Origin of the sequence: Sphingobacterium sp., assembly GCF_039596235.1 — a bacterium.
Taxonomy (GTDB): Bacteria; Bacteroidota; Bacteroidia; order Sphingobacteriales; family Sphingobacteriaceae; genus Sphingobacterium.
This window is the reverse complement of sequence record NZ_JBCNKE010000007.1, coordinates 103423-120606: the sequence shown is the minus strand read 5'-3', so window position 1 is coordinate 120606 and position 17184 is coordinate 103423. Positions and strand designations below refer to the sequence as shown.

Below are 17184 nucleotides of genomic sequence, written 5' to 3'. Positions count from 1 at the left end.
TATAATGATCATTTGGAATTACGCTTTAACTACGCAACAACTGTGGCAGTCTTCAACACATTCCGATAAGGATAGGAATGGAAAACATGTCTACGTGCAAACCGTCCCAATGAATCTGCATTGACAAATTTTATATAGTCGTTTCGTTGGACACCAAAATACTCATATTGGCTACCATCGTGAAAAGTGATCGTTAAAACTTGAGCTTTCCAATCGATATCCTGAATACCTGAATTTGTGATTGTCTCAGTATAGATGGGTAATTGTTGTTCAATTGTCTCTGGACAGATGCTGACTAAAAAATGATAGGCTTCAATCATTTCCACACTCTTTTCTTCTGCAGCCAAACGACCTTCTTCGTCATTGACAAATTTATCCGGATGACATTCTTTCATAATCGTCCGATAGGTGGATTTTAGGGTTTTGAGATCCACTGATTTATCCACATTTAACAACTTACGGTAGTCGGCAATTTTTTTCATGGCTGCAAAGATATGCTTAATAATCAGATTATTTGCATTATCCTGAAAATAAGATTATTTTTTACCTAAGGTTTTTAGATACAGTTGTTCAACCTTCTCACGGGCCCAAGGAGTTTTTCTTAGGAAAGTTAGTGAGGATTTTATGCTTGGATTTTCATTAAAGCATCGGATAGATATCCTTTGCCCCAATTCTTCCCATCCATAATATTCCACTAAATATTCGATGATTGTATCCAACCGTTTTCCATGTAAGGGATTGTTGACTTGTTCTTGCATGTTGTAAAGTTAGCAATCTTTGTCTATTTTAAATTGCTTTTTACTCCAATGTTATGCGATTTGATATCATCCTGTGGTATTTAAGCTAGCATTTTGTAAGCTGTTTTGCCAGCTGATCAAGTTGTTGCTCAAGTTTGTCATCCCAGATATTTCCCGCCGCATCCAGTTTTCCTTTGACGCCCTGAATAAGGAGGTTTCTTTCGGGATCAAGTTGGGCTCCAAGTCCCTGCATAATGCGTTGTAGTTCGGCATGTCCCGTTTCCCCTTGTGCCGAAGCTGTAATAATGCTGACTGGCTTTTCTGTAAAAATGGTTGTTGCGGCACACCATTCGAGTAGATTTTTCAAACCGCTGGGTACACTGAAAATGTATTCCGGACTGCTAAACAGTACCAGATCTGCGTCCTGAATGACCTGACGCAAGGCAACGATCTCGATGGGTGGTTGCGAGGTGCTTTCTTCAGGATCGAAATGTGGCAGTTCCTTCAAGCGGTCAAAGAGGACCAGATTGGCCCCGGGGTTTACTTTATGTTGGAGATGACGTACGAGCTGATGATTGGATGAATGTGCGCTCGCGCTACCGATGATTGCGAAAATGGTTTTCATTGAATATACTTTAATTGGCTCCAAGGAGCCTGATTATTTAATCTGTTAATCTGCTGATACTCCCATATCAATTTTACCCTGTCAGATTTTGAAGCGACTAATTTACGATTATTGTCCCAGATGAGCGATATGGTTTTGGCAATGACAATTTAGGAGCCTATACAAGATAAGTATACCTAAAGATAAAAACTTTTTCCTTTTACGGATTAAGTTTATACTTTTGGAAATAGGGACTTATATTAGCTTTAATACGGATGATATGCTTTTGTTATGAGAAATAAAATGGGGTACCGCTTGTTGTGGGAGCGTATTCGTACGGGAGACGAGGCCGCATTTTTTGATCTGTACGGAGCACTTTATCAGGAGCTTGTTAATTTTGGTATTCGTACCTGCGGGGATACGGACCTAGCAAGCGAAGCGACGGATCAGGTTTTTGTCAAGATCTGGGAAAAAAGAACGCAGCTTGAACGCGTTGAAAATGTACAGTCCTACCTCATTACCTTCCTAAAAAGGCGTATGCTACGCTTAATCGAAAAGCAACATAAGATCAATACGGCACTCCAGAATGTAAAAGCGGAGGATGAATGGATTGAAATGCCTTATGAAGAGTTTGTGATCAAGGTGCAAACCAATGAGATTATTCAGATCCGTTTAAAAGAAGCATTGGAGAAACTTTCGTTTCGTCAAAAACAATTGGTTAACCTTAAATTTTTTGAAGGTTATTCGTACGAAAAGATCTCAGAAATCACGCAGATGTCGGTAAAAACAGCATATAATACGCTTTACGATGCCTTAAAAATATTGCGGGAAGAGCTGAAGGATATTTAAGGACTGAAGGATAAATCAAAATCATTTTGCGAGGAACAGTCCAGGAAACTGCGGAATATCCGATTTCATTTTTGTTTAAAAAAAATAAATAACTGTATATCAGTTTTTTGTGTAATATTTTATTTTTTTCTTAGGAAAAAGGTCAGCTTTTGGGCACTATAGGATAAATACCCATTAGAATGAGCCAAAAAGATTATAAACAGTTAGAAGATTTTTTGATAGATGATACTTTTCAAAAGTATTGTTCAGGAGAAGATAAAAACTGTGTCCTTTACTGGCAACAATACTGCTTAAATCATCCGGAGCAGGCCGAAACAATCTTAAAAGCAAAACGTCTTTATCAAATTTTAGTTGGAAACCGTAAATCTATCCATGAACAGCTGGAAAGATTGAAGACAGATCTCCAACGTGCGCCAATAGAAACTGTACCTATCCGCCAGATGAGCTGGAAAAAGTGGGCAGCTATTGCTGCGGTGTTCGTTGCTCTCGTGAGCGTGGGATTATGGTATTATTCGAGGCCTGTGGATGACGCTGTTTCACAGCCAATGACACATATTGGCCAGGTTTATCAGACAAAAAAGGGTGAAAAGAAGACCTTTGAGCTTGTTGATGGGAGCACCGTTACCCTCAATTCGGCGAGTAAACTGGAGCTGTCCTCGGATTTTAACGCGGATTTGCGTCAGGTGCGATTAGTTGGCGAAGGGTATTTTCAGGTCGCAAAGAATAAGGAAAAACCATTTATGGTGCAAGCTTCTGATTTTGATATCAAAGTTTTGGGTACGACCTTCAATGTGAAAAGTTATCCCGAAGAGCCGACCGCTGAAGCTGTACTGGTGGAGGGATCTATTGAGATGAAAAGCAAAGGGCAGCGGGAGAATTCTGTTATCATCAAGCCAAATCAAAAAATTACCATATTTAAAAACCAAGCTGAGCTTGCGGTCAATGTAAGCAAAGGGAATAAGCCAGGCCAAAGTAAGTTGCCCATTAAGGAAATTGCCATCGAAAATATTCCCGTCGTGGAGTCAAATACTACCGAAATCCCCGATATCGCATGGAAGGAAAATAGATTAGAAATCGTGGACCAAGATTTCGAGTCTTTACGAAGAACATTGGAACGCTGGTATGATGTGGACATTCAGCTTCAAAGTGACCAATTAAAAAAATATCGCTTCACGGCAACCTTTAGCAAGGAGAATATTACTCAGGTATTGAGTGCTTTACAGAAAGTCGAACCATTTAAATTTGAATTGTATGGGAAAAAAATAACTATCTCAGAAAAATAAAAAGGATGGTGGACCAACACCATCCTTCATTGAAAAAATGATTAACCAAAAGCAGCAACATTGGGGCGTGCTGCTTAATATTAATTTTAACCAACACTAAAATATGATTAAAAATTGCTTATTGCAAATGCGCAATGGATATATTGTGCATTTTAGATTCATTATCCGGATGAAACTAGCCTTAATTATGACTACGTGTGCTGTAATCAATGTTTCAGCATCTGTATTTTCCCAACAAAAAGTGTCCTTGGATGTTCAAAAAACCAAACTAAGCAAGGTGCTTAAACTGATCGAAGAGCAAAGTGATTATTATTTTGTCTATAATTCGACAAACGAGAATTTAAATAAAGAAGTGTCTGTCAACGTCAATAATACGAAGGTATTGGATGTTTTGGCGAAGCTATTCAATAAAAGTGGACTGGTTTACTCGGTTTCCAAAGAGGGGCTTGTGGTGGTTAGTCAACAACAGCAAGTCGTTGTTTCAGGTATCGTAACAGACGATAAGGGAAATCCCTTAGCAGGAGCGAGCGTACGTGTTAAAGGTACTGCTGTAGGGCGTGCGACGGATACGAATGGTCGGTTTTCCATCGATGCTGCTACCGGTAATACCTTGATTGTTTCTTTTGCAGGCTATGGATCACAGGAAGTGCCCGTGACGAAGGATGGCGTTATGAAAATCATCTTAATTGAAGACAATAGGATGTTAAATGAGGTGGTGGTGACGGCATTGGGCATGAAAAAGGAAAAACGTTCTTTGGGCTATTCCGTGACACAAGTCGCGGGCGAATCGCTGACCACAGCACGTGAAAATAATGTGATGAATTCGCTTGTCGGAAAAGTCGCCGGTTTGGACATCAGTGCTACTTCAGGCGGAGCAGGGGCTGCATCGAATGTTACCATACGTGGGGTTTCCAGTATTTCGCAGTCCAATCAGCCTTTATATGTGATCAATGGTATTCCAATGGAAAGCAAGCCCGTGGGTGTTGGCAATGCGAATTCTAGGGGAAACTCGGGAAGTCAATGGGACAATGCACCGGATCTGGGCGATGCAATCAGCAATATCAATCCTGATGATATCGAAAGTATTTCGGTATTGAAAGGAGCGGCGGCTTCCGCATTATACGGTTCGCGGGCTAAAGCGGGGGTTATTTTAATTACGACCAAATCCGGAAAAGGGAATTCCATCGATTTTAACAGCAATTATGTAGCGGAAAGAATTATCGACCAAACGAATTGGCAACAAATCTACGGCCAGGGGGCAAACGGTGAAAAACCTGCCGATGGCAAGGCTGCTGCACAGGTTGGGGGATCTAGCTGGGGCGCGAAATTGGACGGCAGCCAGGTGCCTCAGTTTGACGGGGTATCGCGACCATATTCCTACCAATCGGGTAATTTGGGACGTTTTTATCGGACAGGTTCAACTTGGACAAATACCTTGGCTTTGAATAAAACATTTGAGGGCGGTTCAATCCGTTTCTCGGGTACAGATGTTAAAAACAATTCTGTTGTTCCCAATTCGGGCCTAAACCGACAATCATTTAATTTGGTCGGCCTCTTTGAACCATTGAAAAGATTGACCATTGATGCGCGTTATAACATGATCCTGGAGCAAGTAAAAAATAGACCCATGGTATCCGATATGTCAGGTAATGCTAATTTTAACGCGATGTTCCTGCCGACGAGTGTCAATGTGAACGATTTAAAACCTTGGAAGAAAGAAAACGGGTACGAGCTTCCGTTTACAACAGGTAATACCTATGCGACCAACCCTTGGTTTGCAGCTTACGAATTCCAGAATAATACAAAAAGAGATCGCTCAATTGCTTCATTGACGGCAAAATATACGCTTGAAAATGGACTATTTATCCAGGGCCGTGCCGGTCGTGATGCCTATACAGATCATTACCGAAATGTTTTACCTACCGGAACCGCCTATTATGAGTATGGAAAAATAAACGAGCAGGATACAAAATTTGCGGATATCAATGCGGATATCTTGGTAGGCAAAGCTTTTAGCTTTGGCGATTATACAGTGACACCAAATATCGGTGCCAGCTACCGCAATACAAAGATGTCGCAACTGACGAATTCTGGTACCGATTTTATTATCCCTTTCGTTTACAATATATTAAATGCCAAAAATAAATCTGTCAATTACCTGGAAAGCGAGTCGGAAACCCAGTCTGTATATGGTACCGCCGAGTTTGCGTATAAGGATGTGTTTTATCTGACCGGTAGCTTGCGCTCGGACTGGTATTCTACTTTGGCAACACCGGGCTACAACAATAAATTGAATTCAGTTTATCCTTCAGTTTCAGGTTCATTCATATTTTCAGAGTATTTCAAACCCTCCTGGTTGTCTTACGGTAAATTAAGAGCAGGTTTTGCTCAGGTGGGGCAGGCCACTGATCCATATCAGACCTTATTGAGCTATAATTTTAGAGGCGAAAATTTAAATGGAGCTCCTTTGGGATCGATTAATAATAGGAATATTCCAAACACTTCATTAAAGGCTTCTATTGCGAATGAGTTGGAAATCGGTGCTGAACTCCGCCTACTGAACGATCGTTTGAATCTAGATTTGACCTGGTACAACAAGAAATCCAAAAATGAAATTATCTTCAACACGACAACACCGGCAACTGGCTATGCAGCAGCTGTGCTGAATTCGGGGGAAATGCAAAACAAAGGTTTTGAAGCATTGATTTCAGCGACCATCGTTAAAGCTGAAAACTTTAAATGGATTTCTTCGCTAAATGGATCTTATAATGACAATAAGATCATCTCATTGGCAGATGGCCTGAAGGACCAGCTTGTTGCAACCTCCCGTTCCAATGTTGGATTTATCATGAATAAAGTCGGGCTGTCCGCATTTCAGGTAATGGCTTATGATAACAAATACGACAAGGATGGTAACATCGTAAAGTTAGCCGATGGTTCACCTGACCGTGGCGAACTAAAAGCTTATGGATCTGCAATGAATAAATGGTTTGCCGGATGGAATAATGAATTTAACTATAAAAATTTCAATCTGTCTTTCCTGATTGATGGTAAATGGGGCGGGAAATTGTTCTCGGCAACAGACTATTATGGATATATCTGGGGATTGCATCAGCATACGGTGGAAAGACGTGAGGAGATCGGTAGAGCGGCTGCTAAATACTACGAAAACACAGCCAACAACGTCTCTAAGAACTTTGTCAACAGTGCCGACTTTATAAAATTTAGACAATTAATCATTGGTTACAGCTTCCCGACAACAATGTTTAATAATAAAATAAAATCTTTAAATGTAAGTGTTGTGGGACGGAACCTCTTTACATTAATGCGTAAAACCGAAAATATTGATCCGGAATCAAGTTATAATGCAACATTCCCTGGTCTAGAATTGGGGGGTGTACCGGCCATCCGTACGTTTGGAGCAAACTTAAGTGTTAAATTTTAAACCTAACTGAAATGAAAGCAATGATTAAACCGATTATATCTACGCTTGCCCTTGGTCTATTATGTGTGATGGGCAGCTGTACAAAAGATTTTGAAAAAATAAATACTGATCCGATTTCTTATGGTAAGGAAACCTGGGATCCCAATTATACTTTGTCCTCATCTCAATTATTCTATACGGGCAGTTTTGACTTCGCTTACGATACCTGGCGCGGAAATTTGATTTATTCGGCAACGATGATGCAGGGATTATCTACAGTAATCAGTTATTGGGCAGGTGATAAATATTTGTTAAATGAAGGGTATACTGCTGCTTACTGGGGGAACGGAACAGTAGGAGCGTATATTGAGCAAGTAAGGAATATTCAGGACGTTATTGTCAATACCAAAGGAAAACCGGAGCTGAATAACTTATATCAGGTAGCCCGTATCTGGCGTGCCGTTATCTTTGCCAGGCTAACCGATCTCTATGGCGATGTACCTTATTCAGAAGCAGGTGTTGGATTTTATGAAAAGATCTATAAACCCAAGTTTGATAAACAACAGGATATCTATACAGATCTACTAAAAGAAGTTGACGAAGCAGTCGCAGCTTTAAAGACAGATGGTGATCGTGTTTTTGGAGATGTGATCTATAAAGGGAATATTGATAAATGGAAACGGTTTGGAAATTCCTTTTTATTGCGTCTAGCGATGCGTCTAGTGAAAGTGGACGAAGCTAAAGCAAAGCAGTATGCTACAAAAGCAGTAGCGAATACATTGGCTAATAATACTGAAAATGCTTACATCTCACACGATGAAAGTGGTTCGCGTGTGACTCAGAATAGAAATTCACAAGTGTTGTTGGGTGATGGGGGACAGGAATGCTATTACGTGAAATGGTCGAATACATTTATTGATTTTCTAAAGAAAAATAATGATCCTCGTTTAGGTTTAGTGGCTGTGACTAAATTATATTTAAAAGACGATGTTAAAGCCCAGAATCCAGATTATGTAAGTAATGCCGCCGTTCAAAAGGGAATGCCAAATGGAAAGGACCTGAGTTCGGATCCTAAATATAGAATTGGCAGTGATCCGAGTTTTACGACATTTCCAGACTATTCATCACCAAACCCAAAAATGATAAAGCGGAATGGTATCACATTTATACTAACCTATGCTGAGACAGAGTTGTTGAAGGCTGAAGCTGCACAACGGTGGGGGATTGGCGGTTCGGCAGCTGAGCATTACAAAAATGGATTGAAAGCTTCTATTACATATTTGAATCAATATGATGCCGAACTAGCAGTTCCGGATGCGCTTGCAGAGTCTTTTGCTACTGCAAATCCTTATGACGCAAGTAAGGGGTTGGAGCAGATTAATACACAGTATTGGGCGCATACGATTACGATGCTTGACTTTTATGAAACGTGGGCCAACTGGAGACGTACGGGGTATCCAAAACTGGTACCTGTCAACTATCCTGGAAACGCCACTGGTGGGACTATTCCACGTCGTTTCCCATATCCTTCTACCGAAGAGGCTATCAACGGTGAAAATTTCAAAGCGGCAGCAGCAGCAGTACCTGGCGGTGATAATCTTGCAGGCCGGGTCTGGTGGGACAAATAATCACAATGGTTTGTTTTTTTTGAGGCTGAACTTTCGTAGTTTGGCCTCTTTAAACCTTTTATAAAATAATATGAACCTAAAACATCAAATTTTACTGATCGCAGCCTTGCCCTGCATCGTCTTTTCCTGCAATAATGCAGGTGAGAAAAAGACGGAACATGAGACTGCAAAAAACAACACGCTGAGCGGAACATACAGACTCTTAGAAGCGAAGACCATCAAAGAGAAGGATACGGTGACAGCTTTCACCGATACAGCCAAAACTGAAATGTTTAAAATGTTCAACGATGATCATTTTTCGTTTTTCAATCATGATAAGGAAATGGGAAAAGGAAAGGAGCCTCATTTTATTGCAGGCGGTGGAACGTACTCGTTTGATGGTAAAAAATATCAGGAGCGATTGCAATACTGTAGCCTGCGCGACTGGGAAAGTAAAAAGTTTGATTTTGAACTGGAGTTTAAAGGAGATACCCTTATCCAACGCGGGGAAGAGAACTTGCCTGAACTAGGAGTGAAACATACCATTATCGAAACGTATCTGAAAATAAAATAAAGGCAGTCTTATTGGGGAGTTCATAAAACTTCATGTTATATATTTGTTAATGCAGGCACCCATGGAATTTTTCATGGGTGTTTTTTTGTAGGCTAAAGGATTAAAAAGTTCATCTTTAGCGTTCTGGAACAGCCGGTTATTTATTTTAGAAAAAAAATAAAATTAAATTGCAACATTTTCCAGAACAATCCGACTATACAATAGAAACATAGGAATTAACGATATTAAATAGTAAACGTGCAAAACCAACTTAGCGATAAAGAGTTATTAGCGATGTGCCAATCCGGTAATGAGTCGGGCTTTGCACAGCTCTATCATCGCTATGCGAAGAAGATTTTTAATTCGATCTATCGGATCTTGTCAAATCAGGAGGAAAGTGAGGATGTTTTGCAGGAGACTTTTATAGAGTTTTTCTCCAAGTCGGATAAATGGCAGGCGGTACTTAGCGTGGAAGCCTGGTTGAGAAGGATGGGGGTGAATAAGGCTATTTCTCTTTTACGGAAAAATAAGCAGTATTATACGCCGATCGACGATCTGGAAATCCAGGATGAAGGCGACGATGATCTATTGGAGAAGGAATGGCGGGAATGCCAGCTGACGGATTTAGAATCGGTCATTGACCAGCTGACAGGGATACCCAAAATGATTATCAATCTGTATCTTTTCGAAGATATGAGCCATGACGAAGTCGCTGAATCTTTGGGAATGACAGCGGTAGCGGTGCGTAGTCAATACCATCGCGCCAAAAAGAAAATTTACGAACAATTGAAGGAGAGGTATAATTATGCGGGATAATTTGAAGGATTTTGTGAACGCCAATCGGGATGCATTTGACCGTAAAGAACCGTCCGCGGACTTATGGAATAAAATCAGACCACAGGTTGTTCCCCAGGTAGAGGAAAAGAAGATAAAACCTTTGTGGCGGTGGGCGAGTATTGCAGCAGCTACATTATTGGTCGGAGCTGCAGCTTTTGTGATCTTCAATCAGGAGAGAAAGGATGATCGCATGGGCAGGGTGGCCGTTTTGAAATCCAGTCCTTTACAGCAGAAAGAGCCAGCGGAAATGCTGCGCCCTTCTCAACAGGAAATTGCAGCAGAAGCTAAGCAGAAGGAGTCTATACGGTCGATACAGACGATGACGAGTACGCAACAAACACATCTTGTGGCTAACAGGACTGCGCAAAAGATAGCTGTAGAGAAGAAAGAAGAGCATGAAAAAGATTATATGCAAATGCTTCAGGATTCAGTTTGGGCAAGTACACGTCTGGCGGCAGTACTCGCGCTCCAAAAACAGGGAAATCTGAAACAAGATGAAACACAGGCTCTGGAGAAAATCGCTGTTTCGGACGAGAGTAGTAATGTGCGTATGGCTGCGATCGAGACCTTACTGGATGGAATGACACCAGAGCTTCGGCAGCAAAAGGTTCAGGACTTTTTTGTTGCGCAGAATGATCCTACATTGCAGGTTGAGCTCATGCAGATGATTGCGCAAAGAGAAGATCCGGAAATGAAAAATAGTACGAAGGATAAATTGAACGCGATTGTAGAAGATCCTTTTACCTTAAAATTTGTGAAAGAGCAAGCGTATGCAGTACTGCTGCAGCAATAGGAAGAATACTAACAATCACTATATAATGATGCTGCAGAGACGTGCGAAGCTAATGGAATAAACCTCTGCACTTCAGCAAACAAAAAAAGAGTTCGGGCTTTAGAGTCCATAAATGCCATTGAAAAAAAAATGGGCAAGGTAATAATAACTATGATAATGATGAAAAAGATAAGATTAATAATGATGGGAGCGGCACTGATCTTTGCCAGTGCAGTACAGGCGCAAATAACGGAAAATGCGGAAGGCGTCGTTCCGCCAAAGGCCCCGAAACCGCCAAAAGCAATGCGAGGTGCGGGTGGAAACAGTGAGAACCGAGTATGGAAGGAAATTAAAGTCCCCAACTTAGGTGAAAAGCTCCTGTTGAAATTTGATAATGTCTCTATTGAGGGATATAACGGAAAAGAGGTTGTGATTTCCGCTAAAGTCGAGGAGAAGGAAGAGAATGACCGGGCAAAAGGCTTGCGCGTGGTGAATGGCTCGGGTCTGTCCGATAACTCGGGTATGGGAATGAATATTCAAACTACTTCGGGTGTTACGGAAGTCAGTGTGGTGGGGATGCCATTGGAGGATGTTGTAAATGTCCGGGTTCCCTACAACCTACCGGTTAGCGTAAAAGGTCGTGGCGGTTTCTTTAATGGTAGTGGTATCGAAGTAAAGGATATCCGTGCGGAAGTAGAGATCTCCAGCACGATGGGGGATGTAAAGGTAACCAATGTCACTGGACCGCTCAGTGTAAAAGTCGCTCAAGGTGATGTGGTTGCCAAATTTGTGCAACCAGTCAAAGGGCCTATTTCACTTATCGCAGCAATGGGCGCGGTGGATGTGGCCTTCCCTGTAAAATTCGGCGCTAATGTAGATATCAAGACCTCAATGGGTAATATCTACGCTGCAGATGAATTTCAATTTGAATACCCTGCCGAAGAACCTAAAAATTCTTACATCATGTCAAATACTGTCAAGGGAAAAATGAACGGTGGTGGCCAGGATGTGATCTTGAAGACTTCTATGGGAGATATCTATATCAGACCCCAAAAATAGGAGCGATCCTGAAATAGATCAACTGGTTTTTAAAACGAAAAACCTTAAATACCCCAGCGGCATTTAAGGTTTTTTGTGTTATCAATTCGATGCGGGAGCTGACATTATTTTTTCTGTTCCATACGAACTAAATATTGATCATGCTCGTCTTCATATAGGATCTGGACAACCCAGCCTAGTTCATGGGCTATTTTTATCAGTTTATCCTGGTCCAAATAAAGCCATTTGAAGGGATTCCCCTTCTGACCCTTGTATTCGTACTGATACTGGATCTCTCCAAAATAGTGGCTTGGCTTTTTGATGTTATAATCTTTATAAAGATAACTGATATCTGAAGAATCAAAAATGAGTTGTCCTTTATCCGTGAGAAGCTCCTTACTATGCTGTAAAAGCATTTTAAAGCCCTCAATATCACCAGCTATACCTATACCATTCATGAGAAACAAAAGTGTATCATACTTTTGTCCACTGAATTCATAGAAGTTCTGGCAGATGATATGTTGCACACCACGTTGTTGCATAATATGACAAGCCGTTTGTGAAATCTCCAAAGCATCAACCTCAAATCCCTTTTCTTGTAAATATAGACTATGACCGCCCACACCGGCCCCTACATCCAACACCCGGCCATCACAGAGCGATAATCCAATGAATTCCAGTTCTGGAAAATCGTCAGCATCTCTAAAGAAAACATCTACAGGCATCTCATCTTGATCCCCGTAGCTTGTATGTAGTATTAAAGGGAATTTTTCTTCCTGATGGATAAAGTAATCATCCAGGGCCTCACCATATACGTCTCTATACATTGTCATTATCAATCATTAATACTTTTTTGGCGATATAGATGGAATCTTCGTCACCGGTGTGTTTCATGGGTTCGTCCGATAGCTTGATGACCGGAGTCCATTGGTCATCTTCCGGAAGCGCATCAGTCATTTTGATTACAATATTCATGGGTTTAAGTCCCACATCATTGGTAAAGTTCGTTCCTACACCAAAAGAGTGTAATATTTTGCCTTCACAATAGTTTGCGATTCTTTCCACTTTTTCATAATCAAGGCCATCGGAAAATATAATTGTCTTTGAAAGTGGATCTATGCCATTTTTCTTATAGTGTGCGATAACCTTATCGGTAAACTCGAGTGGATCACCACTGTCGTGGCGTACGCCATCAAATAATTTGGTCAGCTTTTTATCGAATTGCTGGAAGAAAACTTCCGTTGTATAGGTGTCCGATAACGCAATTCCGAGGTCACCCCGATAAACATCAGACCAATGCTCCAGCCCCAAAAGGTTGGCCATCTTGTAGCCATATTTGGCCGCATGAAACATAAACCACTCGTGGGCATGGGTACCGATAGGTTTGGTCTCATATTTCATAGCCAGGTGGACATTACTGGTTCCGATAAAAGTTTTTTCACCATATTGTTTTAGTGTACGCACCACCAAGTCGTGCACTTCGTAAGAGTGACGCCTACGCGTACCAAAATCGGCAATGGTAATATGCAGTTTTTTATATTTTTCAATTTTATCTTTGGCTGTTGCAATAACCTCTTCATCAGATGCACGAACCAAACCCTGTGATTCATAGAAAAGTTCACATATCAGCGACATTAAGGGAACTTCCCAAAGAATTGTACGATACCAGTAACCCTCAATAACAACCTCGAGATCAGGACCGTCCTGTGTGATTTTTATTTCATCGGGATCATAACGGTAGCCTTGCAAAAAATCAAAATAGGTAGGATCAATGTAGGGGCAAGTCCGGGCAAAGAAGGCTTTCTCAGCTTTTGTTAGCCGAAGGTCTGCCATTTCATTTACAGCCTCCTTTAAAAGAATGTCGAACCCTTCCGGAAACTTATGGTGCCCCCGATTGATAAAGTGGTAGCGTGCTTTTGCCTTAGGAAAAAGCTTAACTACCGCATTCTGCATCGTGAATTTGTAAAAGTCGTTATCTAATATCGAGGTGAATGAAGCCATCTTTATTGCGCTGATTTTTGTTTGAAGCCGTAAATTTACTAATTAACATGAAAATGTGCGGATTGTTCATCACAAATAAAACTTTCATCGTTTTATTAGGACTGAAATAGGGGGCAAAAAACAAGGGGCAGTGATGTGCTGCCCCCTGTTTTTATGATGAAACTCGATCTGTTATCGTGTTCGTGATCTCTCTGAACGACTAGATCCTTCGGATGACCGGCTTCTTGAGACCGAAGAACTTCCTTGATTTGAGGAATTCGATCTTTCTATCGAAGGTGCTGAGGACCTTGTTCGGGTGTTCTCATAACTTCTGTTTTGCACTGGTTGGCTAGGTTGCGCTGCAGGTTGGCTAGCGCGTGTTCTGCCGTTGCCAGTATCATAACTTCTGTTTTGCACAGGTCGACTAGGCTGCGATACAGGTTGACTCGAACGTGTTCTTGTATTTCCTGTATCATAGTTTCCATTTCGTTGCGGCATTGTTGTTGGTTGCCCACCACGAGATGAATTCATATCAGCAGCATTTCCTTGTCTGGTTCTACCGGTAGAAGTAGGGTTGTTATTATTTGATGGATTCGACTCTCTGCTGGACCGTGTCCGAAAATCGTAATTATTTGAATGAGGTGTTGTTCCTACATTATTTCGATTATTCGAATTATTGTCTCTTGTACGGCCGCTATTTTCACTGGAACTACGAGTGGATCCGGTATTGGTATTGGCATCATTGCGCGATCTTACAGAAGCATTACCGCTATTGTCAATATATAGCTCACGATTTCCGGATCTTGTATTGATGTTATCCCGATTGGAGATGACACGGTTGTTACGATCGGATATCGAACTATTATTATTGCGTGTACGTGTTGAGGCATCAACTACGTTTGTCGGACGTGCAGATGAACGGGTATTGCGGTCTACACTTGGACGGTACATACTGATCTCGTTGGATCTGCCGCGGTTGCTGCTACTGCGTGTCGAACCTGGTCTGTCCGCATTGGTGATACGATTGACCGTTACATTTCTTCCTGTATGACGTTCGATGTCAGATCGACGTGGGCCACCTACATAATAATTATTGTTAATGATCGTGGTATTGTTGATCACCGTGGTTCGATTATAGATGTTGTGGTAATTTCGGCGATTCACATAATAGCGATCCATGTTGCGGTTCATGAAATGATTGACCGAAACAAAGGTCCAGAAGTTCATCGGAATATTGACCGACACATTAATACTCATGCCAGGACCTAGGGGAGCCCAACCATAATAATCGTTGCTCTGACGCCAGTTTACCCATGCTGGTCCCCATTCGTAATCTGGAATCCATCCCCAGCCATAACGATCGTTGTAATTCCATCGGCCATAATGGAAAGGAGCCCAGCCCCAATCGTAATTGGAAACCCAGGTATTACCGTAATCTGTCATGGACCAGTAACCATTGGTTGCATAAGGCTGGAAGTCAGGGCCAGCATCGGGAATCCATACATAACCATAATTCGGATCATTGACCCATTGTCCGTAGGGTGAAAGTTCATCATAAAAGGTCTGAAATGAAATGCCAGAACTGTTATAGTTATTATAACCGGCATATCCACCTCTTTGGGCCATCGAAGTTGTGCAACTTGTAAAGGAAGCAACACTGATTAAACCCAGTACCCAATATTTTATGTTTCCTAAATTTTTCATCTTCGTAATATTTTAGGTACGACAAAACTCTATGCTGTTGTCTTTGTTATTATGACAGCATAACGTATTAATGGTTTAATCAGTACATACTAAATCTGATTTTTTTTATATAAAAGTCAAATTGATGATCTTTTTACATAAACGACAATTTTAGATACATATTTTTTATTTACCTTTACCGCTCGAATTGTTACGTGTTTGTTGAGCATATAAGGTGTTTTATGACACATTAATTTGACATAGACATATTTTTAAATGGCTAAAAAACTTCAGACTTTTTTTCTAGAATTCGCAAACATTCATCGTTTTTTATTACGGTTTTGGCGCGAATTAGTAACTCCACCATATGAATTCAAAGAAATTATACGCCAGTGTTATGAAATCGGCTATAAATCTTTGCCTTTGATCAGCTTAACCGGATTTATTGTTGGCTTTGTATTTACGAAACAATCGCGTCCTTCATTGGAAGAATTTGGCGCAACCTCGATGTTACCATCGTTAATTTCAATTGCGATTGTCCGTGCTTTAGCGCCTTTGGTCACAGCCTTGATTGCTTCGGGTAAAGTAGGATCACAGATCGGAGCTGAATTAAGTTCGATGAATGTGACTGAACAGATTGATGCAATGGAAGTGTCAGGTACCAATCCATATAAATATTTGATTGTAAGTAGAATTTTAGCTACAACCATTGGTATTCCTGTGCTTTGTTTTTACGTGGCAGGTATTGGTCTTTTGGGCGGCTATTTGAGTATGATGAGTAAAGATGATTTGAGTTTTTTAAGTTTTTTTACACAGGTATTTGAAACAATTGCTTTTAAGGATTTAGGTGCTATGGTATTGCGTGCAGTGATATTTGGCTTTACTATTGGGGCTGTCAGCTGCTATTGTGGTTATTTTTCTTCGAAAGGTACTGAAGGCGTAGGTAAGGCAGCCAATGCGGCCGTAGTTGCTTCGATGTTTCTTGTCTTTATTGAGGAGATAATTATTGTTCAGATTTTGTCGTTCTTTGGATAGAGGTATATGGAAAAGACTAAACTAAATATAGATCATTCTCAATCAGTCATTGAAATCAGAAATGTGAGTAAATCTTTTGGGGATAACCATGTACTGCGTCAGGTTAACCTGGATTTATATAAGGAGGAAAACCTTGTGGTATTGGGACGTTCGGGTACAGGTAAATCCGTATTGATCAAGTTGATCTCGGGATTATTGAAGCCTGACGAAGGTACAATTGATGTATTGGGTGATTCTGTTACCACTTTAAATGATCGTCAGTTGCGTGAATTACGATTGAAAATTGGTTTTTCTTTCCAAAATAGCGCGCTTTATGATAGTATGACGGTTCGTGAGAATCTGGAGTTTCCATTGGTGAGAAATAAACGGAATCTAACACGAGCTGAGATCAATCATGCGGTGGAAGAAGTCTTGGATGGTGTGGGATTATCTCAGGCTATCAACCAGATGCCGTCTGAGCTGTCGGGTGGCCAACGTAAGCGGATTGGTATTGCACGTACTTTAATCCTTAGGCCGGAGATCATGATGTATGATGAACCTACAGCTGGACTGGATCCGATCACTTGCCTGGACATCAACGGATTGATCAATGAGGTTCAGGAACGGTATAAAACATCATCGATTATTATTACGCACGATCTGGCCTGTGCAAAGGAGGTAGGCGACCGTATTGTAATGCTATTGGACGGTAAGTTTGAAAGACAAGGTTCTTTTGAAGAGATTTTTGATACAGATGACGCACGTGTTAGAGCGTTTTATAATTATAATTTTATTCTATAATA

General features: G+C 41.0%; 16 protein-coding genes. 10 read left to right on the top strand and 6 right to left on the bottom strand.

Annotated elements, in window-relative coordinates; all coding sequences use genetic code 11:
- Positions 1-29: 29 nt before the first annotated feature.
- The 3 genes from ABDW32_RS15340 to ABDW32_RS15330 form a co-directional block, all read right to left on the bottom strand.
- Entirely contained in the window at positions 30-482 is a 453-nt protein-coding gene (locus tag ABDW32_RS15340; RefSeq protein ID WP_343563888.1) for a KTSC domain-containing protein, read from the bottom strand.
- Positions 483-536: 54 nt separating this feature from the next.
- Complete coding sequence (locus ABDW32_RS15335; protein WP_343563886.1) at positions 537-758, bottom strand: VF530 family protein; 222 nt, start codon at positions 756-758, stop codon at positions 537-539.
- Positions 759-843: 85 nt separating this feature from the next.
- Entirely contained in the window at positions 844-1362 is a 519-nt protein-coding gene (locus tag ABDW32_RS15330) for an NADPH-dependent FMN reductase (protein WP_343563884.1), read from the bottom strand.
- 270 nt (positions 1363-1632) lie between these two features.
- Between ABDW32_RS15330 and ABDW32_RS15325 the strand changes: the two genes are divergently transcribed.
- From ABDW32_RS15325 to ABDW32_RS15290, 8 genes are all read left to right on the top strand, one after another.
- Positions 1633-2190 carry a sigma-70 family RNA polymerase sigma factor gene (locus ABDW32_RS15325; protein WP_343563882.1) on the top strand — a complete coding sequence of 186 codons (558 nt, stop codon included), beginning with the start codon at positions 1633-1635 and terminating at the stop codon, positions 2188-2190.
- A gap of 179 nt (positions 2191-2369) precedes the next feature.
- Complete coding sequence (locus ABDW32_RS15320) at positions 2370-3473, top strand: FecR domain-containing protein (protein WP_343563880.1); 1104 nt, start codon at positions 2370-2372, stop codon at positions 3471-3473.
- A gap of 187 nt (positions 3474-3660) precedes the next feature.
- A complete protein-coding gene (locus ABDW32_RS15315) occupies positions 3661-6918 on the top strand; it encodes a SusC/RagA family TonB-linked outer membrane protein (protein ID WP_343563878.1) in 3258 nt (1085 codons plus the stop codon).
- An 11-nt stretch (positions 6919-6929) separates the two neighbouring features.
- Positions 6930-8525 carry a SusD/RagB family nutrient-binding outer membrane lipoprotein gene (locus ABDW32_RS15310; protein WP_343563876.1) on the top strand — a complete coding sequence of 532 codons (1596 nt, stop codon included), beginning with the start codon at positions 6930-6932 and terminating at the stop codon, positions 8523-8525.
- Positions 8526-8595: 70 nt separating this feature from the next.
- Positions 8596-9078 carry a hypothetical protein gene (locus ABDW32_RS15305; protein ID WP_343563874.1) on the top strand — a complete coding sequence of 161 codons (483 nt, stop codon included), beginning with the start codon at positions 8596-8598 and terminating at the stop codon, positions 9076-9078.
- A 237-nt stretch (positions 9079-9315) separates the two neighbouring features.
- Complete coding sequence (locus tag ABDW32_RS15300) at positions 9316-9873, top strand: RNA polymerase sigma factor (RefSeq protein WP_343563872.1); 558 nt, start codon at positions 9316-9318, stop codon at positions 9871-9873.
- Positions 9863-10687: a hypothetical protein gene (locus tag ABDW32_RS15295; RefSeq protein WP_343563870.1), complete on the top strand. Its 825-nt coding sequence runs from the start codon at positions 9863-9865 to the stop codon at positions 10685-10687. Before ABDW32_RS15300 ends, ABDW32_RS15295 begins: the two co-directional genes overlap by 11 nt.
- 156 nt (positions 10688-10843) lie before the next feature.
- On the top strand, positions 10844-11725 hold the full coding sequence (locus tag ABDW32_RS15290; RefSeq protein WP_343563868.1) for a DUF4097 family beta strand repeat-containing protein: 882 nt from the start codon (positions 10844-10846) through the stop codon (positions 11723-11725).
- Positions 11726-11829: 104 nt separating this feature from the next.
- On the opposite strand, the gene ABDW32_RS15285 is transcribed toward ABDW32_RS15290, so the two are convergent.
- The 3 genes from ABDW32_RS15285 to ABDW32_RS15275 all read right to left on the bottom strand — a co-directional run bounded on the left by ABDW32_RS15285 (position 11830) and on the right by ABDW32_RS15275 (position 15388).
- A complete protein-coding gene (locus tag ABDW32_RS15285) occupies positions 11830-12531 on the bottom strand; it encodes an SAM-dependent methyltransferase (RefSeq protein WP_343563866.1) in 702 nt (233 codons plus the stop codon).
- Positions 12524-13705, bottom strand: coding sequence for a nicotinate phosphoribosyltransferase (gene pncB / locus ABDW32_RS15280; protein WP_343563864.1), 1182 nt, complete (start codon positions 13703-13705; stop codon positions 12524-12526). The genes ABDW32_RS15285 and pncB overlap by 8 nt, the downstream gene beginning before the upstream one ends.
- Positions 13706-13876: 171 nt before the next feature.
- Positions 13877-15388, bottom strand: coding sequence for a DUF6600 domain-containing protein (locus ABDW32_RS15275; protein ID WP_343563862.1), 1512 nt, complete (start codon positions 15386-15388; stop codon positions 13877-13879).
- A 255-nt stretch (positions 15389-15643) separates the two neighbouring features.
- Between ABDW32_RS15275 and ABDW32_RS15270 the strand changes: the two genes are divergently transcribed.
- Complete coding sequence (locus ABDW32_RS15270) at positions 15644-16402, top strand: ABC transporter permease (protein ID WP_077438387.1); 759 nt, start codon at positions 15644-15646, stop codon at positions 16400-16402.
- Positions 16403-16408: 6 nt separating this feature from the next.
- The gene (locus tag ABDW32_RS15265; RefSeq protein ID WP_077438386.1) at positions 16409-17182 is read left to right on the top strand and encodes an ATP-binding cassette domain-containing protein; all 774 of its coding nucleotides are present in this window, start codon (positions 16409-16411) and stop codon (positions 17180-17182) included.
- Positions 17183-17184: the final 2 nt, after the last annotated feature.

Excerpts from the sequence above, each read along its gene's own strand:
- ABDW32_RS15330 (WP_343563884.1), bottom strand. The coding sequence starts at position 1,362 with ATGAAAACCATTTTCGCAATCATCGGTAGCGCGAGCGCACATTCATCC.
- ABDW32_RS15315 (WP_343563878.1), top strand. The coding sequence starts at position 3,661 with ATGACTACGTGTGCTGTAATCAATGTTTCAGCATCTGTATTTTCCCAA.
- ABDW32_RS15275 (WP_343563862.1), bottom strand. The coding sequence starts at position 15,388 with ATGAAAAATTTAGGAAACATAAAATATTGGGTACTGGGTTTAATCAGT.
- ABDW32_RS15270 (WP_077438387.1), top strand. The coding sequence starts at position 15,644 with ATGGCTAAAAAACTTCAGACTTTTTTTCTAGAATTCGCAAACATTCAT.
- ABDW32_RS15310 (WP_343563876.1), top strand. The coding sequence starts at position 6,930 with ATGAAAGCAATGATTAAACCGATTATATCTACGCTTGCCCTTGGTCTA.
- pncB (WP_343563864.1), bottom strand. The coding sequence starts at position 13,705 with ATGGCTTCATTCACCTCGATATTAGATAACGACTTTTACAAATTCACG.
- ABDW32_RS15340 (WP_343563888.1), bottom strand. The coding sequence starts at position 482 with ATGAAAAAAATTGCCGACTACCGTAAGTTGTTAAATGTGGATAAATCA.
- ABDW32_RS15320 (WP_343563880.1), top strand. The coding sequence starts at position 2,370 with ATGAGCCAAAAAGATTATAAACAGTTAGAAGATTTTTTGATAGATGAT.
- ABDW32_RS15285 (WP_343563866.1), bottom strand. The coding sequence starts at position 12,531 with ATGTATAGAGACGTATATGGTGAGGCCCTGGATGATTACTTTATCCAT.
- ABDW32_RS15295 (WP_343563870.1), top strand. The coding sequence starts at position 9,863 with ATGCGGGATAATTTGAAGGATTTTGTGAACGCCAATCGGGATGCATTT.
- ABDW32_RS15335 (WP_343563886.1), bottom strand. The coding sequence starts at position 758 with ATGCAAGAACAAGTCAACAATCCCTTACATGGAAAACGGTTGGATACA.
- ABDW32_RS15305 (WP_343563874.1), top strand. The coding sequence starts at position 8,596 with ATGAACCTAAAACATCAAATTTTACTGATCGCAGCCTTGCCCTGCATC.
- ABDW32_RS15290 (WP_343563868.1), top strand. The coding sequence starts at position 10,844 with ATGATGAAAAAGATAAGATTAATAATGATGGGAGCGGCACTGATCTTT.
- ABDW32_RS15265 (WP_077438386.1), top strand. The coding sequence starts at position 16,409 with ATGGAAAAGACTAAACTAAATATAGATCATTCTCAATCAGTCATTGAA.
- ABDW32_RS15325 (WP_343563882.1), top strand. The coding sequence starts at position 1,633 with ATGAGAAATAAAATGGGGTACCGCTTGTTGTGGGAGCGTATTCGTACG.